We start from the raw sequence: 24,953 nt of genomic DNA on the forward strand, positions 1-24,953 counted from the left end.
CAAAGGAGGCAACATGAGGCTGGTCATTGTGACAGGCATGTCGGGCGCAGGAAAGACCCAGGCCCTTAAGATGCTGGAGGATATGGGATTTTACTGCGTGGATAACCTTCCCATTCCCCTGATGGAAACCTTTGCTGAACTGACACTGAACAACCAGGGAGGCATCAGGAATGCGGCTTTGGGAATCGATATCCGAAGCGGAGAGGATTTATCGGTTTTAAGCAATATATTTGATGAATGGTCCAGGAAGAGGATGTCTTTTGAAATCCTTTTCCTGGATGCAGGAGATGAAATCCTGGTCAAGCGCTATAAGGAGACCAGAAGAGCTCATCCTCTTGCGGCCGGAGGAAGAATTGACAGCGGAATTTCAAAGGAACGGGGAAAGCTGGCTTTTTTAAAGGAAAATGCGGATTATATCATCGACACCAGCAAACTTCTCACCAAAGAACTGAGGCAGGAGCTGGAAAAGATTTTCGTGAACAGAGAGTCTTACCAGAGCCTCTATATCACTGTTCTTTCCTTTGGTTTTAAATACGGGATTCCGTCTGATGCGGACCTGGTATTTGATGTCAGGTTTCTGCCCAATCCCTACTATGAGGAGGAACTGCGGCTCAGAACCGGAGAGGAAAAGATCGTGCGGGACTATGTGATGCAGAATGGAACCGCAGGGCTGTTTTTGGACAAGCTTTATGATATGCTGGATTTTCTCATCCCCAATTATGTGCTGGAGGGGAAAAATCAGCTTGTCATCGCCATTGGATGTACGGGCGGAAAGCACAGGTCCGTCACCATTGCCAATGCGGTCTATGACAGGTTGAAACCCAGGGAGGAATTCGGGATTAAGATCGAACACCGGGATATTGAGAAGTGATTTGAAGGTATTCTGGGAACAGTATAAGAAAAGGATGGTCCGGATATGTCATTTTCTTCCAAGTTAAAAGAAGAGCTCTCCAGACAGATCAGTCCGGCAAGACACTGCCAGATTGCGGAGATGGCGGCTATTATCAGCCTTTGCGGGAAAATAATCATATCAGAGGATGACCGCTATACCATAAAAATTCATACAGAAAATGTGGCAGTTGCAAGAAAGTACTTTACATTATTGAAAAAAACATTTAATATAAGTACGGATGTGTCCATCAGGAGAAATGCCTATTTGAATAAAAACCGCACTTATACGGTGACGGTTCGGGAGCATGAGGAAGCCTTAAGAGTTCTTCATGCCACAAAGCTCCTTGATGAAAAAGGAGAAATCGGGGAAAACTTAAATACAGTACAGAACGTGGTCATCCAGCAGTCCTGCTGCAGAAGAGCGTTCATCCGGGGAGCGTTTCTCTCCTCAGGGTCTTTAAGTGATCCGGAAAAATTTTATCATTTTGAAATCGTGTGTGCCACAGAGGACAAAGCCATTCAGCTTAAGTCCATCATTGCGACCTTTGACTTAGAGGCGAAGATCGTAAAGAGAAAGCGGTATTACGTGGTCTATATAAAAGAAGGAAACCAGATTGTGGATATCTTAAACGTGATGGAAGCTCCGGTGGCTCTTATGGAGCTGGAGAACATCAGGATTTTGAAGGATATGCGCAACAGTGTGAACCGGCAGGTGAACTGTGAGACTGCCAACATCAATAAAACGGTATCGGCTGCTGTAAAGCAGATAGAAGATATAGAATATATCAGAGATACAATCGGCCTGGATCAGCTTCCTGACAATTTGAGAGAAATTGCCAGAGAAAGGCTTGAGAGGCCGGAAGCAACATTGAAAGAGCTTGGAGAAGCTCTGGACCCTCCTGTTGGAAAATCAGGAGTGAACCATCGGCTCAGAAAGCTTTGCGACCTGGCAGGGCGGATGCGTGAAGATGGTGGAGTGGAACAGGTCCGTTCATAGGATTGAGGAGGATAATTATGGTAAAAAAAACAGTCACCATTGAGCTTGCGTCAGGTTTAGAGGCGAGACCGGTTGCTATGCTGGTTCAGGTTGCCAGCCAGTATGAAAGTCACATTTACGTTGAGATGGACTCCAAAAGAGTCAATGCCAAGAGCATTATGGGCATGATGACATTGGGACTTTGTGCAGGGGAGCCAATTACGATTACGGCTGATGGCTCAGACGAGGAACAGGCCATTGCTGAGATCCAGAAGTACCTGTCTAATCAGGAATAATAAGAAAAAGAAGATACTGCATTTATGGGGCGGGGATTTCCATTTGTTTACAATGGGGCTCTGCCTCTTATACGTCAGCTAGGAAAGGAGACAGGAATAAATGGCATTTACACATTTGCACGTTCATACGGAATACAGCTTATTAGACGGTTCCAGTAAGATCAAAGAGCTCACGGCCAGGGCAAAGGAACTGGGCATGGACAGCTTGGCGATTACCGATCATGGGGTCATGTATGGTGTGATTGATTTTTACAGGGCGGCTATAGAGGCGGGAATAAAGCCCATCATTGGGTGCGAGGTGTATGTGACATCCGGCTCCAGATTTGACAGGGAAACAGGAAGCGGGGAAGACCGCTATTACCACCTGGTCCTTTTGGCGGAAAATAACCAGGGCTACCAGAACCTGATGAAGATTGTATCCAAGGGCTTTGTGGATGGGTTTTACTACAGGCCCAGGGTGGATTACGAGGTCTTAAGGGAGTATCACGAAGGAATTATCGCCCTCAGCGCCTGTCTGGCAGGAGAGGTGCAGAAATTCATTTCCAGGGGCATGTATGACCAGGCAAAGGAATCCGCCTTCCGTTATGAGGAGATATTCGGAAAGGGAAACTTCTTCCTGGAGCTTCAGGATCACGGAATACCGGCCCAGCAGTCCGTAAACCAGGGCCTTCTTCGGATGAGCGGAGAGACCGGAATCGGGCTGGTGGCCACCAATGATATTCACTATACCTTTGCAGAGGATGCCACGCCCCACGATCTGCTGCTCTGCATCCAGACCGGAAAAAAGGTGACCGATGAAAACCGGATGCGCTATGAGGGCGGCCAGTATTACTGCAAGTCTGAGGAAGAGATGCGAAAGCTATTTTCCTATGCATTAGAAGCCATTGACAATACCCATAAAATTGCAGAGCGCTGCAACGTGGAAATCGAGTTTGGCGTCACCAAGCTGCCCAAGTATGAGGTGCCGGAGGGCTATGATTCCTGGTCTTATTTAAATAAGCTGTGCCGGGAAGGCTTTGAACATCACTATCCGGATGCAGGCCGGGATTTACAGGAAAGGCTGAATTACGAGCTGGAAGTCATACATAATATGGGATACGTGGACTATTTTCTCATCGTGTGGGATTTCATCCACTATGCCCGCTCCCAGGACATCATTGTGGGGCCGGGGCGCGGGTCTGCGGCGGGAAGCCTTGTCTCTTACTGCCTTGGAATCACCAACATTGACCCGGTTCCCTATAACCTGCTGTTTGAGCGCTTCTTAAATCCGGAACGTATATCCATGCCCGATATTGATATTGACTTCTGCTTTGAACGGCGTCAGGAGGTCATTGACTATGTGGTGGAAAAATACGGCAAAGACCGGGTGGTCCAGATCGTCACTTTCGGTACGCTGGCAGCAAAGGGTGTGGTCAGGGACGTAGGAAGGGTTCTGGACATGCCCTACGCCCGCTGTGACGCCATTGCAAAGATGATTCCGAGAGACCTTGGCATGACCCTTGAAAAGGCGTTAAAACAGAGCCCTGACCTGCGAAATGCCTACAATGAAGATCCTGAGGTAAAGTATTTAATCGACATGTCCATGCGTCTTGAGGGGCTTCCCAGGCATACCTCCATGCATGCCGCGGGAGTGGTGATCAGCCAGGCTTCCGTGGACGAATACGTTCCCCTTTCAAAAGGTGCGGACGGAACCATTACCACCCAGTTTACCATGACTACCTTGGAAGAGCTGGGGCTCTTAAAGATGGACTTTCTGGGCCTTCGGACCCTGACTGTCATCCAGAATGCGGTCAAGGCCATAGAGAAAAACAGAAATCTGGTTCTTGATCTGGACAGCATTGATTACGACGACAAGGCCGTGCTGGATTCCGTGGGAACCGGAAGGGATGACGGCGTGTTCCAGTTGGAAAGCTCAGGCATGAAAAGCTTTATGAAGGAGTTAAAGCCGGAGAGCCTGGAGGATATTATCGCCGGAATTTCCCTTTACCGTCCAGGTCCCATGGACTTTATTCCAAAGTATCTGCGGGGAAAGAATGACCGGACCTCCATCACTTATGACTGCCCCCAGTTAGAGCACATTTTAAAGCCCACTCACGGCTGTATCGTGTATCAGGAACAGGTTATGCAGATCGTAAGGGATTTGGCAGGCTATACCATGGCCCGAAGCGATCTGGTGCGCAGAGCCATGTCAAAGAAAAAGACTTCTGTCATGGAAAAAGAGCGCCAGAACTTCGTTTACGGAAACCCGGAAGAAGGGGTAACGGGATGTGTTCCCAATGGGATTGATGAAAAGACGGCTAATCACATTTATGATGAAATGATTGATTTTGCCAAATACGCTTTTAACAAGTCCCATGCGGCGGCTTATGCAGTGGTTTCTTACCAGACCGCTTACTTGAAATATTATTATCCCCAGGAGTTTATGGCGGCTCTTCTGACCTCAGTTATGGACAATGTGACAAAGGTTTCGGAATACATTTTAAGCTGTAAGCAGATGGGTATTTCGATTCTGCCTCCTGATATCAATGAAGGGGAAAGCGGGTTTTCTGTATCAGGAAAATATATCCGTTATGGCCTTTCTGCCATTAAAAGTGTTGGAAGGTCTGTGGTGGACTTAATTGTGACTGAGAGAGCGCAGAACGGGATGTTTCACGATATGGAGGACTTTGTTGACCGGATGAGCAATAAAGAGGTCAATAAAAGGACTCTGGAAAACTTCATCAAGTCGGGTGCTTTGGACACCCTTCCGGGCACGAGAAAGCAGAAGCTTTTAGTTGCGCCTGAGCTTTTAGAGCAGAGGAGCAAGGAGCGCAAAAACACCATGGAAGGGCAGATGACCTTGTTTGATATTGCAGGAGACGAGGAAAAGAGCCGGTTCCAGGTGACATTTCCCGAAGTGGGGGAATTTTTAAAGGAAGACCTTCTGGCTTTTGAAAAGGAGACTCTGGGCATCTATTTAAGCGGACATCCCATGGAGGCTTATGAATCCACCTGGAGAAATAACATCACTGCGGTTTCCGTTGATTTTATGGTGGATGAGGAGACGGAAAAAGCCAATGTGGCCGACGGTTCCTACGTGACCATCGGAGGCATGATCACCGCAAAGACGGTGAAGACTACCAGAAACAACAAGATGATGGCATTTATCACCTTAGAGGACCTGGCAGGATCGGTGGAAGTGATCGTATTTCCAAAGGATTATGAGAGCAAGCGGGAGCTGTTTGTGGAGGATTCCAAGGTGTTCATACAGGGCAGGGCTTCCATCGGAGAGGACCCGGTTGGAAAGCTGATCTGTGAGCGGGTGGTGCCTTTTTCCCTTCTTCCGAAAGAGCTTTGGCTGAAATTTCCGGATAAAGAGGCTTATATGGCTGTGGAAAAGGAAATCTTTGAGGACTTAAAAGAATCAGAAGGTCACGACTCCGTCATCATTTATCTGGAAAAAGAGAGGGCTAAAAAGGTTCTTCCTTCCAACCGGAATGTGGAAGCGTCGGGAATTCTTATTGACACTTTGATCAAGAAACTTGGTGAAAAGAATGTCAAGCTTGTAGAAAAAAAACTTGAAAAGATTGGCAAAATGAATTAGAATAAAGTCTGAATGAAGTAAGATAATCTCAATATTGATATCCATAAATCAGGAGGAACCTACTATGGCAAAACAAGTAAAGACCATCGGCATATTAACCAGCGGCGGTGATGCTCCGGGCATGAACGCTGCGATCCGTGCTGTTGTCAGGACTGCAATCCACAAGGGCCTGGAAGTAAAGGGAATTATGAGGGGATATGCAGGTCTTCTGCAGGAAGAGATTGTGGATATGAACAGCAGGAGTGTGTCCGATATCGTCCACCGAGGCGGAACCATTCTTTATACGGCCAGATGCCAGGAGTTTACCACTGAGGAGGGCCAGAAAAAGGGTGCTGAGGTCTGCAGGAAGCATGGCATTGACGGTATCGTGGTGATCGGAGGAGACGGTTCCTTCCGCGGTGCTGGAAAGCTGTCTGCCCTTGGAATCAATACCATTGCACTTCCGGGAACCATTGATTTGGATATTGCCTGTACGGATTACACCATTGGTTTTGACACGGCTGTCAACACGGCCATGGAAGCCATTGACCGGGTTCGTGATACATCTACCTCCCATGAGCGCTGCAGTATTATTGAGGTAATGGGACGCAACGCGGGCTACATTGCCCTTTGGTGCGGGTTTGCAAACGGCGCGGAAGATATTCTTCTGCCGGAGAAGTATGACGGGGACGAGCAGGCCCTCATTAACCGGATCATTGAAAACCGGAAGAGGGGAAAGAAGCATCACATCATCATCAATGCCGAAGGAATCGGGCATTCCACTTCCATGGCAAAGAGGATTGAGGCTGCTACAGGAATTGAAACGAGAGCCACCATTTTAGGCCACATGCAGAGAGGCGGAGCGCCTACCTGCAAGGACCGTGTCTATGCTTCCATTATGGGTGCGAGAGCCGCAGAGCTTCTTTGCGAAGGCAAGAGCAACCGTGTGGTGGGATATAAGAATGGGGAATACGTTGACTTTGATATCCAGGAGGCCCTTAGCATGACCAAGGATATCCCTGAAGACCAGTTTAGAATCTGCAAGCTGCTTGTGCGGTAAGCGGTCTGGCTGTATATGAATTGATGTTATAATAAATTTCAAAAAAAGCGCTTTTTATCAATAAATGGGGTGGTATTCTTTGAATCCCCCCATTTTGTTGTTATTTTTTCTGTAACGCCGTTCTTAGAGGAGAAGAGTGGCATCTTTTCCATGAAAAGGACTGCCATCAAATTCTTAGGATTGATAATCACGAATTGTTTTTAACAACTTGTGGAAGCCCTACCTAAAAGAAATAGTTTAGACAGGCATTTCTTGTAGACAGATAAGTTTTCCGGCAGTATAATGATAGAAAAACAGAAAGAGGAGATTCTTATAAGAGAAGCACCTGAAAATTTTAAACTAGAGGATACAACAATATGGTCTTTTCCAGAAAGAGGGAGTTGGGCAACTCATTCCGGTAAATATCGAGGAAATTGGTCACCATATGTTCCGAGAAATTTAATTTTACAGTATTCAAAAAAGAATGATTGGATATTGGATCAATTCTTAGGAAGCGGGACAACACTGGTTGAAGCAAAGCTATTAGGCAGAAACGCTATTGGTGTTGATATTAATCCCCAAGCCATCAAATTATCTAATTCAAATATGAAATTCACTTGTCAAGAAACTTCAAAAATTTTCATCAAAGAAGGAAATGCAAATAATTTGTCATTTATAAAGGATGGTAGTATTGATTTGATATGCACACATCCGCCCTATTCGGATATAATTCGATATAGTAATGCTATTCAGAAAGATCTGTCACATTTAGATTATGAAGCTTTTTTACAAGCATTTATAAATGTAGCAATAGAGTCGTTTCGTGTGTTAAAGAAAAAAGGTATATGTGCTTTTATGATTGGAGACATACGAAAAAAAGGATATGTTTTGCCTCTTGGCATGAGTGCTATGCAAAAATTTATCGATGCGGGGTTTAAGTTAAGAGAAATAATAATAAAAGAACAGCATAATTGTCGATCAGCAGACTATTGGAATGGAAGGGAACGAAAATTTCTTATGTTAGCTCATGAATATATTTTTGTTCTTGAAAAAATTTAATTGATATTTGAGAAGGAATCTGTTTGCTATCCCTAGAATTGTTAATGAGGTTCTATTCTTTATTATAGTAGATCAAAAAATCAGTGAAAGCTGAACTAAATATTGATATTGCTGAATTTTCGTGATATACTGACTCAAGAAATAGAACTCAGTAGAAAGCATGTTGAGGTAAAGCTATTATGGATGTCAGTTATAAAAAACTATGGAAATTATTAATTGACCGAGATATGAAGAAAAAGGATTTATGTATTGCCGCAGGAATTAGCCACGCTTCAATGGCAAAGTTGGGAAAAAATGAAAACGTTACAACAGATGTGTTGGTGAAAATATGCACTGCTTTAAGATGTGATATCAGTGATATCATGGAGATAACAAAGACTGTAGATTAGAGGAAACATGATATGACGAAGCAAGTAGTAAAAAAAGAAAAAATTGTTCAGGCTAAACCTTTTTTAAAATGGGCAGGCGGTAAAACTCAGATGCTGGGTAATATTGTGCCGAAGGTACCAGAAACCTATGGAAAATACATTGAGCCATTTATTGGTGGTGGAGCGCTGTTTTTTGCATTGAATCCAAATAAAGCCGTTATTGCAGACAGTAACCCGGAACTAATCAATATGTATCAGCAAGTGGCCGATAACGTTGATACTGTGATAGAATATCTACGTCAATATAAAAATACAAAAGATGATTTTTATGCAGTACGTGGACTTGATTGGATGGCACTACCAAAGGCAGAAGCAGCGGCAAGGACAATTTATTTAAATAAAACATGTTTTAATGGTTTATATCGGGTCAATAAAAAAGGGCAATTTAATGTTCCTTTTGGAAAATATAAAGCTCCCAAAATTTGTGATGAAGAAGTACTTTATGCTGCAGCGGAAATACTAGGTAGGTCGACAATTGTGTGTGGAGACTATCTTTCCGTTTTAAATGAATACGCTCAGCCGGGGGATTTTATTTTCTTGGATCCGCCTTATTTACCAATATCAGAATATGCTGATTTTAAAAGATATACGAAAGAACAGTTTTACGAAGAAGATCATATAGAACTTGCCAAGGAAGTATTGCGTTTACAGGAATTAGGATGTCATGTTATCCTTACGAATTCTAACCATCTGTTAGTTCATGAACTATATGCAGAGTTCAAAATAGAAGTAGTTCAGACAAAAAGATATATTTCTTGTAACAGCAGTAAGAGAAAAGGAGAAGATGTTATTGTTACTGTTTTTCCTAAAAGGAAATCTATCCTAAAGGTTGTCCCAAAACCATTACCAGATCAAGTGATGAAATATCCACCAACAAGGTTCATGGGCTCTAAGAGCAAATTATTACCTCAAATTTGGGCTGTTGCTTCCCAGTTTGAATTTGACACAGTAGTTGATCTTTTTTCTGGTTCTGGTATTGTTGGTTACATGTTTAAAACACAGGGAAAGTCTGTGGTTAGTAATGATTATATGGCGATGTCAGCGATTTTCACTAAAGCTATGGTTGAAAATAATAGAGTGATATTATCTCAGGATGAAGCAAAAGAATTGTTGCTTAGAAAGAAAGAACCAGATTATTTTGTGTCAGATACTTTTCAAGGATTATATTATACGGATGAAGAAAATACATTAATTGATATTTTGAGAACAAATATTGAAGAAATTTGTGAGCCATATAAATATGCAGTAGCAATGGCAGCATTGATTCGTGCATGTACTAAAAAGAGACCAAGAGGAATTTTTACATATACTGGAGATCGGTATAATGATGGAAGGAGAGATTTGAAAAAATCATTAGAACAGCAATTTCTTGAAGCTGTTGAAATGATTAATCAAGCAGTCTTCGATAATGGAAAATCTAATAAGTCAAAACATGGTGATGCTATGGAACTGAAGATAGAACAGCCGGATTTAGTTTACATTGATCCGCCATATTACTCTCCCTTGTCTGACAATGAGTATGTCCGTAGGTATCATTTTGTTGAAGGATTAGCAAGAGGTTGGAGAGGTGTAGAGATACAGGAAAATACACTTACTAAAAAGTTTAAGTCATATCCAACACCATTTTCTACCAGAAAAGGTGCGGCGGATGCATTTGATAAATTATTTAAAAAGTTTTCAAAGAGTATTTTAATTGTATCTTACTCTTCTAATAGCCAACCTACTCAAGATGAGATGGTCGCACTTTTGGCTAAACATAAAGAGCATGTTGAGGTTATTCCTGTTGACTATAAATATTCTTTTGGAAACCAAAATGGTTCGAAAACACATAGAAATTCAGTGCAAGAGTATTTATTTGTTGGGTTTTGATGGGAGGTGCCTTATGGATGAAAAGATCGAAATATGGCTTGTAGGTAACACTGGATTACGAAATCCAAATAGAATTCAGGAGGGATTTTCAGTTTTTGCTAATTCTCCTTTTGTCGGTAATCTTCATGGTCGGGAAAATGAAATTGGTTTTATGAATCTTTTAAATGAAAAAGGGATAATTCAGAATGAAAATGGAAAAGACGAGTCTGGAAGCCATGCTAGAAAATGGCGACTGATGTTTGCCAAAAGTGGATTTATCTATCCGCAGATTAAGAAAAAAGACGGTGATCAAAAAGAAATAGGGACACTGGATGCCATTACTCCATTTGGAAAATCATTTTTACAAGCAGATACCTATCCTGCAGTTCAAGAGTGCTATCTTCGGGCTATGAGTGTAGAACAATTTCCTATGGCTGACGGTTTTCACTACTTTTCTCCGTTAAGATGGTTGCTGGCGATTATGCTGGAATTGGAAAAACGAACGGGTTCTTCTGAACTCAGCAGAATTGAGTTTGCTTTATGGGGACATACAACTAACCCTGGCTATAGTCTTGGAGAAGTCGTTGAGAATATTCTAGATTTAAGAAAGCGAAGGAGGGCTGCTTCAGCAAAACGTACATTTGATAAGCTGGAGATTGCTAAAAGAGGTGAGCATTATGAAAAGAAGAATGATAACTTCTTAGATTACAGTGATATGAATATGAGATATCTTCGTATTTCCGGTGTGTTTCAGCGCAAGGGGAGAGGTCTTATAATTGTACCTGCAAAACATGTACTGGCTGAAAAACTTGCAAAAAGTACAGCAAGCGAAGAATTGATTATAGATGAGTATAAGAAACTTTGTAATGGTGCGCCGCTTCCTACCGACAGTATCGAAGTAGCAAAATCATTGCTTCACGATCTGATGAAACAAATGAAAGAAAGACATGTTATCTTTGATATTTCTGATCTTCCATTGGATACTCCGACAGAAATTAATATTGCTAGACAACGACTTGAAAATATGTTGGCCCAGACTGATGAAATTAAGTATGCCAATAATCAGTGTGACCAATGGGAAGAAATTTCAGATTATATGTCTCTTCTTATTAATGGTGGTGGGAAACTCGTCTATGATGAAGATAACGCTATTGAGATTCCGAAAGATGAGATGCCTGCATATCTTGAATGGGTTCTTTGGAGAGCATCATTAGCAATCAATCACATGGTTAATAAGCCCTATGATGTGCGAGGTTTTAAACTTGATGCTGATTTTATGCCTGTTTCAACTGCTGGAGGCGGTAAAGGTGACCTGTATTGTGAATTTGAAGATTTTACTATTTTAATTGAAGTTACGATGTCAACTTCGTCAAGACAGGAAGCAATGGAAGGGGAGCCAGTTAGGCGCCATGTGTCTGATGCTGTTTTAAGATATAATAAGCCTGTGTATGGAATGTTTATTGCTGTTAAAATTGATACGAATACTGCTGAAACTTTTAGACATGGTATTTGGTATGCTAAAGATGATGAGAAGCAGAGACTGGATATCGTACCATTAACTTTAGCGCAATTTCAAAAGTACTTTGTATCAATGTTCAGGTCAAAGCAAGCAAAGCCAGAAAAATTAAGAGACTTAATTGTAAATTGTAAATTAAGACGAGATTATTTAGACGCCCCTGCGTGGAAAAGATATATTGATTGCTCTGTCATAGAAAAGTCACAAGAGATTCTGGAGCGTAAAAAAATACAAAAGAGTTTAGATGTGCCGTTTGTTCCAGTGGGAGCTGCCTTTCGTCATGTTGCCTGGGGCGAAGGGCAAGTTGTTGCATTAGTCGCGAACTTTCCTGATTGCCGGAAAAAGTTAATTAATTTGCCATACTTAAAGTCCCTACCAGCAGAAGTGATCATAGATAGTGACGGAAAAACGCTACATCATGAGAGATTTGGTGAAGGGAGCATAATAGCATTTATAATTGTATTCTCAGAAGTAATTATGACACTATCGTATCCGGTGGCTTTTGAGGACGGATCGTTGTCAATGATGTAAGTCAAAACTAGTAATGGGAGAAAAAACAGTAGATTCCAAATGCTAGTATAATAACACCGATTTGGTCAGGATATAGGGATAGAATGCTGGCAACTAAATGGAATTAAACAAAACTCAATATCTCATATAAAATAACATATTGTTATTGGCGTAGCATGCGGAAAGCTTTGCTTTCGGGCATGTTACGCTCTTTTTATAGTACCTGGAATATTGTAGTAAATTATCAGAAGCATTCCAGCCAGGTCTTTGCCAGGGAAATCCAGCTCTGGCACTGAGGCTCCATATACCGTCCGTCTTCTCCGGACACTTCCCTGGTCGCCAGGGACAGGCCGTGGACGCCGGTGGGATAGATGTGCATTTCTATACTGACTCCGTGGCTTGTCAGAGCATCTGCCAGAAGCAGACTGTTTTTTACGGGGACGGAGTTGTCGGTGGAGGTGTGCCATAAAAAGGTCCTGGGCGTGTGTGCACCCACCTGATGTTCCAGAGAAACCAGGCGGCGAAGGGACTCATCCTCTGCTTTTTCCCCCAGCAGATTTTGAAAGGAACCGGCATGGCAGCCCGGTCCGGAGGTGATGACAGGATAGGAGAGAATCATGCCGTCAGGGCGAATGGATTCCGGCTCTAAGTTTAAAGGGCCGTAGAGGAATTCCCGATTCCAGAAGGCTCCCAGACTGCATGCCAGATGGCCTCCGGCTGAGAACCCGGCCACAATGATTTTACCGGGATCGATCTGCCATTCAAGGGCATGGGAGCGGATATGGGACATGGCTAAAGCCAGTTCCATCTGAGGGTAAGGGAAGCAGTCCGGCGCTGTGCTGTAGCGGAGGATGAAAACGTGGCAGCCCATGGATAGAAATTGGGCGGCAACAGGCTCCCCTTCACGGTCTGATAGGCGGCCGTAGCCGCCCCCCGGACAGATGACTACTGCCGGACGCAGGCGGTCAGGAGCCACGGAGACGGAATCCAGAAGGTAGGCGGATAAGGAAGCGGGAGGAGTCAGCTTTTTTTGCCCGGCCTGTTTGTCTGTAATTAAAATTTCCAGTGTGAATTGTTTCATGATGTTTAATCCTTTCGTGGGGATTTCATTTGCGGTAAAATGCTCTTAAAACAGAGTATAGCTTAAACTTTTTTCTTAATCAAGATGAAGTGAAATTTCAAGAGCATTTGACAACAAACACATTTCCGGTTATGCTGATAGCAGTCTGTAAAGATAAAAGCGAGGAGAGGAAAACAAATGGATGTAATTGAGAGGTATATCAATGAACTGATGGAAAAGAGCACACCGGACCGCCCGGTATGGAATATTGAGAAGATTCTTCAGGGAGAAAAGGCGGGCTGGAATTACATTGACGGGTGCATGATCAAGGCCATTTTAGAGATGTATGCCATAACCCAGGACTCAAAATATCTGGAATTTGCCGATACATTTATTGATTTCCGGGTGAGAGAAGACGGAACCATTGACGATTACGATGTGGATGAGCTGAACATCGACAACGTCAATGCAGGAAAGACCCTGTTTGAACTTTACGACCTGACAGGAAAAGAAAAATACCGGAAGGCCATTGACTTAGTCTACAGCCAGATTGAACAGATGCCCCGGACAAAAGAGGGAAACTTCTGGCATAAAAACATATACCCCAATCAGGTGTGGCTTGACGGACTCTACATGTGCCAGCCCTTTTACATGGAATATGAGACACGGTTTCACGGCAGGAAAAACTGCTCTGACATATACAGCCAGTTTGAAAATGTGGTAAAGCACATGCGTGACTCTGAAACAGGGCTTTATTATCACGCCTATGATTCCTCCAGAGAAATGTTCTGGTGCGACAAGGTGACGGGCCTGTCCCAGAACTTTTGGCTGAGAGCCTTAGGCTGGTATTCCATGGCTCTTTTGGACACCATGGATAAAGCGGGAAAAGAAGATCAGGAGCCTTTAAAGAAGATGGAAGAAGCCTTTAAGGACTTGATTGACGCCATGATCCAATACCAGGATGAAAGCGGCATGTGGTATCAGGTGGTCAACTTGGGCGGCATGGACAGAAATTATCTGGAGACCAGCGGAAGCGCCATTTTCTCCTATGCCATCTTAAAGGGAGTGCGCCTTGGATATCTGGACCAGTCCTATGAAGCTTACGGAAAAAAGGCCTTTGAAGGAATTTGCCGCAAATACCTCAGCCTGGAAAAAGGAAATATGAGCCTTGACGGAATCTGTCTGGTAGCCGGACTCGGAGGAAAGGGCAGGAGAGACGGGACTTATGAATATTACATGTCAGAGCCCATTGTAAAGGACGATGCCAAAGGAGTAGGGCCTTTCCTTCTCGCCTATACGGAAATGAGAAGGACCGGATGGGAATATAAAGAATGAAAAAAGGGGACTGGAATGCTGTCAAAAAGCATTCCGGTCCCCAAAGCATTATCCGCTCAAGCTGCTCTGCGAATATTTCCTGGGAGAGATTCCCACCTTTTTCGTAAATGCCTTGAAAAAGTTGCTGTAATCATTGAACCCACACATGCTGTAGACCTCATTGACGCTGTATCCGCCTGATAAAAGGGTCTGGGCCAGTTCAATCCGGCGGGAGGTGATGTAGGAATTGATGGTGGTGCCGGTGTCCTTTTTAAACAGCCTGCAAAGGTAGGAGGTGCTCAAATAAAAATGAGAGGCAATTTCCCCGATGCTTAACTGGGAGTCGATGTTGTAGTGAATATAGGTGATAATATCTGCCACCTTTGGGTTGGAATAGGGACTATGTTTTTCAAATTCTTCCCCGGAAGCCGCATCAGCGGTCAATTTTGTGAGGAACACCATAAGCTGGGAAAAGACGGAGCGGTCCTCCACATCCTGCCCAAAACCGCCCTCTGCCCCCAGCCTGTTAAGATAATAGGTGAACCTGCGCTGCTGGTCCGGAGTCAGGGACAGGCGGTGGGAAAACTGCCTGGGCCGGTGGGTGAAGCAGTAGGTGAGATCCGTCTGGTCCGTGGAAATGTTTTCCAGATAAGAGGGATCAATGAAGATGGCCAGTATTTCCTGGGAAACAGAAGAATCCGTCTGAATGGCCTGATGCTTTTCATTCTGGTTGATCATAAATAAGTCTCCCGGTTGCGCCCGGTAGCTTTTATCCCCTATGAGAAAGGTGCTCCCTCCTCCCGGAGAAAAGTAGAACTCATAGCAGCAGTGACTGTGCTTACCGGCCACTCCTGTTTTCCCATGCGGCTGAACAATGGAGAAAGACCGGGAGATCATACACTGGTCAATGCCCTCGGAATATGAGGTAAGTACTTTCATAAATCTCAATCTCCTTATCTGATGATATAAAAACATTACCATATGAGGTCAATATTTGCAATGTTTTGTGTTATATTTGAAATGAATTATATAAAAATTGATGTTATAATAAATGAAAATGTGATGTAAGCGCTTACGCAAAGGCGCATCATGGTGATGCATAAAATGTTGATGCCGCTAAAAAAATGGGCAAACGAAGAAGCAGAGAAATGAAAAACATGAACCAGTGGATAGTCGCGGGCCTGACGGCCCTGAAAGAAAAAGGCAGATAAAGCGATGGAATACGGAGACAGAGAATTAAAACCATATCAGCTCACGGGAGCCATGCAGATGTATGAAGCGAGCGGAGAGGAAATTTATAAGGATTATGTTATGTCCTGTTTACAGGAAGCGGCTGATTTGGAGGATAGGGAAAACCTTCTGCCCCTACAGGATACCTTGGCTTATTTTTTTGGTCTGAAGCATACCGGCCAGGAGTCATACAGGCAGAAGATAGAAATGCTGATCAAAGAGCAGCAGTGGACCCTGGACTTTTTGCCCTTTGCTGCGGCATATGAAACCAATTTTAACAGAAAAGAGCACTATAATGAAATTGCTGCTCATTTTCGGGAAAAAGGTGAGTTTACGGGAACAGACCTGGTGGCTCTCATTGAGACAATCGGTCAGATATCGGAAGAGATATATGAGTATTACAGAGAACTGAGAGACTTATTTAAAACTGTTATAAAGGAGAAAATCAATCATCTCCCGGATTCTCCTGAGAAGCTGGAAATCGGTTATTCCATCCTCAGGGCATGCAATATGGGGATACTCCAAAAAGAGAAATACAGTGAGGCCGGGGAACTTGTGTGGAAAACGATTGCAGACAGTTGTGATGGCAATACGTGTGGCGGATTACAGGAAATGCTCAAGGCACAGTATGCCATACTGAAAAAAAGGGAAAAGTAATTCTCTTCTCCATACAGGAAAGTGTTTAGCAGCGGAAAATTTTACACGTGAGATTGGAGTTCATATGGAATTAAAGGTGATATATCAAACGTCCCGGTCTGTGACCATTGAGACAGTGACGGAACAGATTTTTGAATTTGAAACAGCGGGGAAGATTTCGTTAAACGGAGAAGATGCTGGAGAAACAACACGAGTGATCTTCACCTTATTTGACTTAAAACCGGACACAGATTATCATATTTGTCTGGAACGGGACGGGCAAAAGGCAGAAACCGATTTTCACACGGATTACGAGTTTGTTACCTTAAATGTGAGGGAAACCGGTGCAAAAGGTGACGGCATTCAGGATGACACTTCCTTCATTCAGGCGGCCATCATGGCCTGCCCAAAGGCTGGACGGGTCCTGATCCCAAGAGGGAAGTACCGGATTACCAGTTTGTTTTTAAAGAGCCATTTAAGGCTGGAACTGGCTGAGGGGGCTGAATTGCTGGCTGATACGGACCGGCATAAATATCCAAGGTTTCCGGGAATGATTGAAAGCTATGATGAAAAAGATGACTACAATTTAGGGACCTGGGAAGGCAATCCTCTGCCCATGTTCGCAGGAATCATAACGGGAATTGACGTGGAGGATGTGGTTATTTATGGCCGGGGCGTGATCGACGGTCAGGCTTCTAAGGAAAACTGGTGGGACAATGTCCGCCAGATGAAGGTGGCTTTCCGCCCAAGAACTGTATTTTTAGAGAGGTGCAAAGATGTGGTTCTCCAGGGATTTTCCTTAAAAAACAGCCCTTCCTGGGTGCTTCACCCCTATTTCAGCCAGGACTTGAAGTTTTTAAACCTGGATGTGAAAAATCCTGCCGATTCCCCCAACACCGACGGTCTGGACCCGGAATCCTGTAAAAACGTGGAGATTCTGGGACTGCATTTTTCCCTGGGAGACGACTGCATTGCCATTAAATCCGGAAAGATTTATATGGGCCGCAGATATCAAACCCCTTCGGAAAACATCACCATCCGCCAGTGTCTGATGGAAAACGGCCACGGTGCCGTTACAGTGGGAAGTGAAGTGGGCGCAGGGGTGAAGAACATCCATGTGGAGCGCTGCTTTTTCCGCCATACGGACAGGGGGCTCAGAATCAAAACCAGAAGAGGGCGTGGAAAAGATTCCGTGCTTTCAGAAATCTCTTTTGACCACATCCATATGGACCATGTGATGACGCCTTTTGTTGTGAACAGCTTTTATTTCTGCGACCCTGACGGAAAATCCGACTACGTGCAGTGCCGTGAGCCTCTGCCGGTGGATGAACGGACTCCGGAGATCAACAGACTGTATTTCACCAATATCAAAGCCGAAAACTGCCATGTGGCCGCCTCCTTCCTTTACGGGCTTCCGGAAAAGAAGATTGAACGGATTGAATTTAAGAACGTGGATATTTCCTTTGCAGACCAGGCAAAGGCAGGAGCGCCCGCCATGCTCTCAGGAGTTGGAGAGTGGAAGAAGAGAGGCTTTTGCATCAACAATGTGGATACCCTGATCTGTGAAAATGTGAAGATTTCCGGTCAGGAAGGGGAAGCTTTTGAATTGAGCAATATTGATCATTATGAAGTGAGATAAAGGGGGAGTTCATATGCAAATCGGAATCCGATTACACGATGTGGCACCGGGGACTATAGAGGAACGGGTGAAAACCGCCCATGACCAGGGATTTACCTGCGTTCATCTGGCGCTGTCAAAGACGGTGAAAGAGCATTCCGTGGAAAATTCCGCGCTGACACCGGGGTATGCCGCGTATCTGCGCAAAATGTTTGCCAGATATGATATGGACATTGCGGTGCTGGGCTGTTATCTCAATCTGGCCCATCCGGACCCGGAAGAGCTCAAGAAGATTCAGGAGCGGTATTTCGCCCATCTTCGGTTTGCTTCCATACTGGGATGCAGTGTGGTGGGAACGGAGACAGGAGCGCCCAATGCAGAGTACCGTTATGAGCCTGTCTGCCATACAGAGGAGGCCCTCGATACCTTTATTAAGAATCTCATCCCTGTTGTGCGATGTGCGGAAAAGTTTGGCGTGATCATGGCCATTGAGCCGGTATGGAGCCATATTGTGTACAATTCCAAGCAGGCCCTAAAGGTGCTGAAAGCCATTGATTCTCCCAATTTAAGGATCATTCTGGACCCGGTAAACCTGCTTTCCGCAGAGAACAGCGAAAACCGTGAACAGGTGATTGGAGAGGCCATTGAGGATTTGGGGCAGTACACCGATGTTCTTCATATGAAGGATTTTGTCATGGAAGGCGATAAGGTGGTTTCCGGCGCACCGGGAACCGGTGTGATGAAGTATGACAGGATTCTGGAGTTTGCGAGGAAGGAAAAGCCTTATATCCAGATGACCATTGAGGACAGCAAGCCGGACAATGCGGAGTGGTCCAGGAAGTTTCTTGAAGATTATAATTGATGATAAAGTTTCATGATGTTCCCGGAAAGGTCTTTAAAGCCTTCCGGGAATTTTCCTATTATCCGGCTGTGCTGTTTTTAAAATAAAATATCGAAAAATGTAAATTTCCGTGTTATAATGAAGCATGATTTTGCCCAAAAAAGAGCAGGATGAAGTTAACAGCAGTGGATAAAAATGTAAATTCCCATAAAACATAACATAACCGATAGAGGAGCTAAAATCGTATGAACCCAATAATACAAGTTAAAAACTTCACCAAGAGATACGGCGATTTTGTAGCCGTCAATGATATATCTTTTGATGTGGAAGAAGGCAGTGTATTCGCTTTCCTGGGCCCCAATGGTGCTGGAAAGAGCACAACAATCAATACACTGTGCACCATATTTGAAAAAACATCAGGGTCACTTCTGATCGATGGAAAAGACGTCACCGGACAAAAAGGCGAGGTCAGGTCAGCCATAGGCGTGGTGTTCCAGGATTCCACACTGGATGCCAAAATGACCATTGAAGAAAACTTAAAAATGCACTGCGTTTTTTACAATATCCCCAGCAAAGAAGTGGAAGAGCGCATACAGTTTGTTTTAAAGCTGGTGGATTTGGTGGACGAAAGAAAAAAACTGGTTGCGGCCTTGTCCGGCGGAATGAAACGGCGTGTAGAAATTGCCCGCGGGCTCATTCACTATCCTAAGGTTTTATTTCTCGATGAGCCGACAACAGGGCTTGATCCCCAGACCAGGGCCCATATATGGGAGTATATTATCAAGCTTCAAAAGGAAAGAAATATTACAATTTTCCTCACAACACACTATATGGAAGAAGCAGAAATATGCAATAAAGTTGCCATTATCGACGGCGGTGTGATTGTGGCTCATGATACTCCCTATGCATTGAAGAAAAAGTACACAAGGGACAAGGCATATATCAATACAAAAAATGAAGCAGAACTGGAACGCCTGCTGACAGAATACGATTTAAGCTATATCAAAAGAGACGGTTACTACCGGGTGGAGGCCGAAGACCTGGCCGGCTTATTGGAGGTTCTCAGTGTTCATAAAGAAGACGTTACCAATATAGAGATTAAAAAAGGTACATTTAACGATGTCTTTTTGGAGATAACAGGCAAAAAGATAAGAGAGGAGGCCTAAGATGAATACTGTGCTCGCGTTGTGGAAGAGAGGTTTAAAGGCCTTTGTGAGAAATAAAACAGGGCTGATTTTCTCGCTGATATTCCCCTTTTTCTTTGTTTACGTATTTGGCGCTATTTTTAAAAATGATTTTATTGAAAATCCCATCTCCTATATGCTCTCCGGAGTTATCATAACCACGGTGTTTGAAAGTGCGCTGAATTTGGCCTCATCAACGGTTGACGATATGGTCAGCGGGTTTATGAAAGAGGTGCTGGTTTCCCCGGCTAAGAGGGTTGCTGTTGCAATGGGTCAATTACTGTCTGCGGCTACAGTCTCCACCTTACAGGGGGTGCTGATACTGGTGATAGGGTTATTCATCGGAATTGAGTTCACTTCCTGGACCACCCCCTTATATGTCCTCGTATCAATGATTTTTATCGGCATGGCTTTTTCCGGTGTCGGGCTGTTTCTGGCAACCAAGGTTCGTAACGGCCAAACCTTCCAGATCGTCAAGACGGCTGTGACAATGCCTCTGACCTTTCTTTCCGGGGCCTATATTCCCTTATCCATGCTGCCCGGCACTCTTAAGTTTGTGGCCTATATGAATCCCATGACTTATGCTACCGCATTCTTTCGCATGATTGTTTTGGAAAAAACCGGCCTTTCCATTGCTGAACTCAGGAATGAAGAGCTGGTGGTTGATATTTACGGCTTTACGGTTACCCCGTTTATGACATTTGCAGTCATTTTAACGATTGGAGTGGTGTTTTTACTGTTGTCCACCAGTTCATTCGTTAAAACAGATTTCTCCCGCATGAACAGAAGTGCCACCGATGCCAATGAGCTTTGGGGTTAGGCAAAACAAAAAAGGCTGGAGGTGTGTTTTAAACACACATCCAGCTTTTTAATATAAAATCCTGCTGATTATAAACAGTCTTTCATCACTTCATAAGCGCCTTTTTCCTTGATTGCCTTCAAATAACCGGCAACAGCAGCCTCGAAGCCTGGAATCTGGCTTAAATCTTCATCCCAGAAATCCACATTGGTGCAAACGGCATGAGTGAGCGTCTCTGCATCGTCATTTCTATGGTCATAGAAGAACTGGAGAACCGGCTTGTCATCCTTAACGGAGTATTCATCTCCGGCAGGACGTGTCGCATTTAAGCTGTCCTCTGTCAGTACAGTTCCGTTATAGAATGCCAGGTAGAAAGCAAAGGAAGCTGTAATGCATTTTGGCAGGGTTCCTGTCTTCTCTACATAACCCTTAAGAGACGGCAATACGCGGGCTTTCCACTTTGCTGTGGAGTTTAAGGAAATGGATAACAGGGCGTGGTCGATGAATGGGTTTTTGAAACGCTCTGTTACAGAAGCTGCAAAGCTCATCAGCTCTTCCTTTGGAAGGGTTAAGGTCGGGAAAATCTCTTCGTAAATGGTCTTGTTCATGAAGCCGCAGATTACCTCATCATCCATACAGTCACGCACAATATCCTGTCCGGAAAGGTAAGCGCCTAATACAAAGGAGGTATGAGCGCCGTTTAAGATGCGTACCTTTCTCTGCTTATATGGCTTGTGGTCGTCACAGATCAGAACAGGAAGTCCTGCTTCTTCAAATGGAAGCTCCTTCTTTAAGCTTTCCGGAGCTTCAATCACCCAAAGGCCGAATACTTCACCGGTGTTGATCAAGTTGTCCTGATAGCCTAATTCCTCGCAGATAGAGGCTGCTTCATTTCTTGGATATCCTGTTACAATACGGTCTACCAAAGTGGAGCAGAAGAGGTTTTCATTCTTCACCCAGTTGATGAAGTCTTCGCCTAAATTCCACTGCTCGGCATACTTTAATACGCATTTTTCCAGCTCTTTTCCGTTGTTGTCGATCAGCTCGCAGGAGAGGATGACAAAGCCTTTTCCAGCTTCTTTTCCAAAGATTTCAAATCTTTTGTATAAGAACTGGGTCAGCTTTCCGGGATAGCTGTCAGCCGGAGTGTCGGTAAACTGGCAGGAAGGATCATAGGCAATTCCTGCCTCAGTGGTGTTGCAGGCGATGTAGCGAAGGTCCGGGTTCTTTGCACAATCGAGAACTGCATCGTAATCTTTATATGGATTTAAGCATCTGCTGACGCAGGAGATCACACGCTTTGCATTTACTTTCTGGCCGTTTTCAAAGCCGCGGAGGAAGAGGGTATAAAGTCCTTCCTGCTCATTGATCATGTCTGCAAGGCCGGGAGCGATAGGCTGGCATAAAACAACCTTGGAGTTGAATCCGGTTTTTTCGTTGAGAACATCAATAAAATAATCCACAAAAGCTCTTAAAAAGTTTCCTTCGCCAAACTGCAGCACACGCTCCGGAGCCTCCTTTAAAAGGTATCCGTCGTAGCCCAGTTTTTCCAGTGTCTCATAACATAACTTTTCCATTTGAAAATCTCCTTTTCTTAATCTTATAAGGTCACACCCTGCTTAAAGATGGCCATATCGTGGAAACCTGCTTCCTCAGACTTCACTTTCTTGCCGGAAGCTACTTCAATAACAAAATCAAAGAACTGATTTTTAAGGGTATCCATATCCGTGTCTTCTACCAGAACGCCGCAGTTAAAATCGATCCAGTTCCCCTTTTTGGAGCTCAGTGCGGAGTTGGTGGAAATCTTCATGGTCGGAACGGGACATGCAAAAGGAGTTCCCCGTCCGGTGGTAAACAAAACGATGTGAGCGCCGGAAGCAGCCAGGGCAGTGGAAGCCACCAGGTCATTTCCAGGAGCATTTAAGAGATTTAAGCCTTTGGTGCGCACCGGCTCTCCGTATTTTAATACATCCACAATAGGAGCGCTTCCGGATTTTTGTACACAGCCTAAGGACTTGTCCTCTAATGTGGAAATGCCGCCCTTTTTATTTCCCGGAGAAGGATTCTCGTAAATCGTCTGATTGTGTGCGGTGAAGTAGTTTTTGAAATCATTGATCAAATCAACGGTCTTGTCGAAAACTTCTTCATCCTGGCAGCGGTTCATGAGAAGGGTTTCAGCGCCGAACATCTCAGGAACTTCGGTCAGAATCGTAGTTCCGCCCTTGGAAACCAGCATATCGGAGAACGCGCCGACAGTGGGATTGGCTGTAATTCCGGATAATCCGTCGGAACCGCCGCACTTCATGCCGATGATCAGCTCGCTGCTGCTGATGGGCTCTCTCTTAAATGTACCTGCATACTCCACTAACTGTTCGATCATTTCCATGGCCTCAGCCATTTCATCTTCGGATTCCTGAGCTACCAGAAACTTCACTCTGCGCTCGTCGTAATCGCCGATATAAGGCTTTAACTCTGCCACGCTGCTGTTTTCACAGCCAAGGCCTAAAACCAGGACGCCGCCTGCGTTGGGGTGGTTGATTAAGTCTGCCAGAATGGTTCTTGTGTATTCCTGGTCATCGCCCATCTGGGAACAGCCGTATGGGTGAGGGAATGCGGCGATTTCATCAATGGTGCCGGTTACGTATTTCTTTGACATCGTCTCCAGGGAAGTGGCAATTTTATTGACACAGCCTACGGTAGGGATGATCCAGATTTCGTTGCGCACGCCCACTTTGCCGTTTGGCCTGCGGTAGCCGTTAAAGAACCGTTCTTCTGTAGGCTCAAGAGTGGTGTCCTGTTTGTTGTAAGAATAGGTGAGAAGATCGCCTAAACCTGTTTTTAAATTGTGGGTGTGAATCCAGCCGCCTGCCTTGATATCTTCCTTTGCCAGACCGATGGCATTGCCGTATTTGATCACGGCTGCTCCTGCTGATATATCAGAGAGAGCAAACTTATGTCCCTGTGGAATGTCTTCCAACAGGGATACAGAGGTGTTGCCGATGGTCAGTGCTGTGCCGGAAACAAGAGGTTTTAATGCAACAGCAACGTTGTCGGCCGAATGAATTTTAATAAAATCCTGCATAAGCATTTCCTTTCTATGGGTGTTTTTTAAAAGCCGTTATTGATAATGTAAGCACTTACATAAAGCATACACTATTTTGTGAAATTCGTCAATAGGGAAACACGGTAATTGACGAAGTCAATAGGATTGTTATAAAATTATCTAAATAAGTGTTGACAATACAATTCTTTATGAAATAAACTATAGATAAAACTTAAAATCCTCAAAATTATTTTGTTTCAGATTACGGTGGCCGGGACAGTAGATTTATCGATATCCGGTCATCACGGCAGAAGGGGGCAATCATGAATAGATCGGTACGAGAGGACAAGGTATCAAATGCCTACGAATATATAAAAAATAAAATCGTGCTTGGCGAATATCTTCCTTTGCAGGACATCTCCGACATGGAGCTGCAAAAGGAGCTGAGCATGAGCAGGACTCCCATCCGGGAAGCGATCCAGATACTGCAGAAAGATTCTTTTGTTAAAATCTATCCGCGGAAAGGTACTCTGGTTGGTGAAATAGATTACAATTTGGTCAATGCGATTTATGAGGTCCGTTTGCTGAATGAACCCTACATAGCGGTACAGTGCTACCGCATGCTGGGACGGAGCTGGCTGAAAAAAATGTATGATGCGTTTGAGAGCCCTCCTGAATTTAAAAACAGGGAGGAATACGTCAGCTATTACACCAAACTTGACGATAACCTGCATAACACGATCATTGCCCAGTCACAGAACAGTTTTTTAAAGGAACTGCTGAATGTGGTGGCGGATCACAGCAACAGAATCAGGGTGCATTGTGCTAAGGTTAACCGGAATTATACCCTTTCCATTGAAGAGCATCTTAAAATTCTCGATGCCATGATGCGCAAGGATGATGCAGAAGTGAGGGAAAATTACGAGAAGCATATTAAAAATTCCTGGGATGATGCGCTGGAATTTATATTTCCCAAAAAGCGTTTGATGTAAACGCAGATCAAAAAACCATATTTTATGGAATGGAACTGCGCCTTGAAACGGCTTTAAGGCCATCAAGACGCAGCTTTATACATTATTTTCCGGCAAAGCCATGTTGCGGCA

Annotated in this window: 20 protein-coding genes; 16 read left to right on the forward strand and 4 right to left on the reverse strand. The window is 44.2% G+C overall.

Features of this window, described 5'->3' with window-relative positions; genetic code table 11:
• Positions 1 to 13 precede the first annotated feature (13 nt).
• The 9 genes from rapZ to QM657_RS11200 all read left to right on the forward strand — a co-directional run bounded on the left by rapZ (position 14) and on the right by QM657_RS11200 (position 12,146).
• Positions 14 to 871, forward strand: a complete 858-nt coding sequence (gene rapZ / locus QM657_RS11160; protein ID WP_415066734.1) for an RNase adapter RapZ — start codon at positions 14 to 16, stop codon at positions 869 to 871.
• Between the two features lie 45 nt (positions 872 to 916).
• Positions 917 to 1,888, forward strand: a complete 972-nt coding sequence (whiA, locus tag QM657_RS11165) for a DNA-binding protein WhiA (protein ID WP_415066735.1) — start codon at positions 917 to 919, stop codon at positions 1,886 to 1,888.
• 17 nt (positions 1,889 to 1,905) lie between these two features.
• The gene (locus tag QM657_RS11170) at positions 1,906 to 2,163 is read left to right on the forward strand and encodes an HPr family phosphocarrier protein (protein ID WP_415066736.1); all 258 of its coding nucleotides are present in this window, start codon (positions 1,906 to 1,908) and stop codon (positions 2,161 to 2,163) included.
• 100 nt (positions 2,164 to 2,263) lie between these two features.
• Entirely contained in the window at positions 2,264 to 5,746 is a 3,483-nt protein-coding gene (locus QM657_RS11175) for a DNA polymerase III subunit alpha (protein ID WP_415066737.1), read from the forward strand.
• Positions 5,747 to 5,810: 64 nt separating this feature from the next.
• The gene (gene pfkA / locus QM657_RS11180) at positions 5,811 to 6,785 is read left to right on the forward strand and encodes a 6-phosphofructokinase (protein WP_415066738.1); all 975 of its coding nucleotides are present in this window, start codon (positions 5,811 to 5,813) and stop codon (positions 6,783 to 6,785) included.
• Between the two features lie 282 nt (positions 6,786 to 7,067).
• Entirely contained in the window at positions 7,068 to 7,823 is a 756-nt protein-coding gene (locus tag QM657_RS11185) for a TRM11 family SAM-dependent methyltransferase (RefSeq protein WP_415066739.1), read from the forward strand.
• A 179-nt stretch (positions 7,824 to 8,002) separates the two neighbouring features.
• Positions 8,003 to 8,212, forward strand: a complete 210-nt coding sequence (locus QM657_RS11190; RefSeq protein ID WP_415066740.1) for a helix-turn-helix domain-containing protein — start codon at positions 8,003 to 8,005, stop codon at positions 8,210 to 8,212.
• A 12-nt stretch (positions 8,213 to 8,224) separates the two neighbouring features.
• Entirely contained in the window at positions 8,225 to 10,120 is a 1,896-nt protein-coding gene (locus tag QM657_RS11195) for a Dam family site-specific DNA-(adenine-N6)-methyltransferase (protein ID WP_415066741.1), read from the forward strand.
• 13 nt (positions 10,121 to 10,133) lie between these two features.
• Positions 10,134 to 12,146, forward strand: a complete 2,013-nt coding sequence (locus tag QM657_RS11200; RefSeq protein ID WP_415066742.1) for an AlwI family type II restriction endonuclease — start codon at positions 10,134 to 10,136, stop codon at positions 12,144 to 12,146.
• Positions 12,147 to 12,369: 223 nt separating this feature from the next.
• On the opposite strand, the gene QM657_RS11205 is transcribed toward QM657_RS11200, so the two are convergent.
• Positions 12,370 to 13,206 carry an alpha/beta hydrolase gene (locus tag QM657_RS11205; RefSeq protein WP_415066743.1) on the reverse strand — a complete coding sequence of 279 codons (837 nt, stop codon included), beginning with the start codon at positions 13,204 to 13,206 and terminating at the stop codon, positions 12,370 to 12,372.
• A gap of 177 nt (positions 13,207 to 13,383) precedes the next feature.
• Between QM657_RS11205 and QM657_RS11210 the strand changes: the two genes are divergently transcribed.
• Positions 13,384 to 14,520 (forward strand): glycoside hydrolase family 88/105 protein, encoded by a 1,137-nt coding sequence (locus tag QM657_RS11210; protein WP_415066744.1) that lies wholly within the window; start codon positions 13,384 to 13,386, stop codon positions 14,518 to 14,520.
• A 48-nt stretch (positions 14,521 to 14,568) separates the two neighbouring features.
• Here the strand turns inward: QM657_RS11210 and QM657_RS11215 are convergent, their stop codons facing one another.
• The gene (locus QM657_RS11215) at positions 14,569 to 15,438 is read right to left on the reverse strand and encodes an AraC family transcriptional regulator (RefSeq protein ID WP_415066745.1); all 870 of its coding nucleotides are present in this window, start codon (positions 15,436 to 15,438) and stop codon (positions 14,569 to 14,571) included.
• A gap of 276 nt (positions 15,439 to 15,714) precedes the next feature.
• Here QM657_RS11215 and QM657_RS11220 point away from each other — a divergent pair, with 276 nt between their 5' ends.
• The 5 genes from QM657_RS11220 to QM657_RS11240 all read left to right on the forward strand — a co-directional run bounded on the left by QM657_RS11220 (position 15,715) and on the right by QM657_RS11240 (position 20,828).
• Entirely contained in the window at positions 15,715 to 16,386 is a 672-nt protein-coding gene (locus QM657_RS11220; RefSeq protein ID WP_415066746.1) for a hypothetical protein, read from the forward strand.
• 64 nt (positions 16,387 to 16,450) lie between these two features.
• The gene (locus tag QM657_RS11225; protein WP_415066747.1) at positions 16,451 to 18,004 is read left to right on the forward strand and encodes a glycoside hydrolase family 28 protein; all 1,554 of its coding nucleotides are present in this window, start codon (positions 16,451 to 16,453) and stop codon (positions 18,002 to 18,004) included.
• 13 nt (positions 18,005 to 18,017) lie between these two features.
• Positions 18,018 to 18,845, forward strand: a complete 828-nt coding sequence (locus QM657_RS11230) for a sugar phosphate isomerase/epimerase family protein (protein WP_415066748.1) — start codon at positions 18,018 to 18,020, stop codon at positions 18,843 to 18,845.
• Positions 18,846 to 19,069: 224 nt separating this feature from the next.
• A complete protein-coding gene (locus QM657_RS11235; RefSeq protein ID WP_415066749.1) occupies positions 19,070 to 19,990 on the forward strand; it encodes an ABC transporter ATP-binding protein in 921 nt (306 codons plus the stop codon).
• A gap of 1 nt (position 19,991) precedes the next feature.
• Positions 19,992 to 20,828 carry an ABC transporter permease gene (locus QM657_RS11240; protein ID WP_415066750.1) on the forward strand — a complete coding sequence of 279 codons (837 nt, stop codon included), beginning with the start codon at positions 19,992 to 19,994 and terminating at the stop codon, positions 20,826 to 20,828.
• A gap of 68 nt (positions 20,829 to 20,896) precedes the next feature.
• Here the strand turns inward: QM657_RS11240 and QM657_RS11245 are convergent, their stop codons facing one another.
• Positions 20,897 to 22,384 (reverse strand): tagaturonate reductase, encoded by a 1,488-nt coding sequence (locus QM657_RS11245; protein ID WP_415066751.1) that lies wholly within the window; start codon positions 22,382 to 22,384, stop codon positions 20,897 to 20,899.
• A 23-nt stretch (positions 22,385 to 22,407) separates the two neighbouring features.
• A complete protein-coding gene (locus QM657_RS11250; RefSeq protein WP_415066752.1) occupies positions 22,408 to 23,889 on the reverse strand; it encodes a UxaA family hydrolase in 1,482 nt (493 codons plus the stop codon).
• A gap of 284 nt (positions 23,890 to 24,173) precedes the next feature.
• Between QM657_RS11250 and QM657_RS11255 the strand changes: the two genes are divergently transcribed.
• Positions 24,174 to 24,842 (forward strand): GntR family transcriptional regulator, encoded by a 669-nt coding sequence (locus QM657_RS11255; protein WP_415066753.1) that lies wholly within the window; start codon positions 24,174 to 24,176, stop codon positions 24,840 to 24,842.
• Positions 24,843 to 24,953: the final 111 nt, after the last annotated feature.

This window comes from Lacrimispora sp. (assembly GCF_047605665.1).
Lineage (GTDB): Bacteria > Bacillota > Clostridia > Lachnospirales > Lachnospiraceae > Lacrimispora.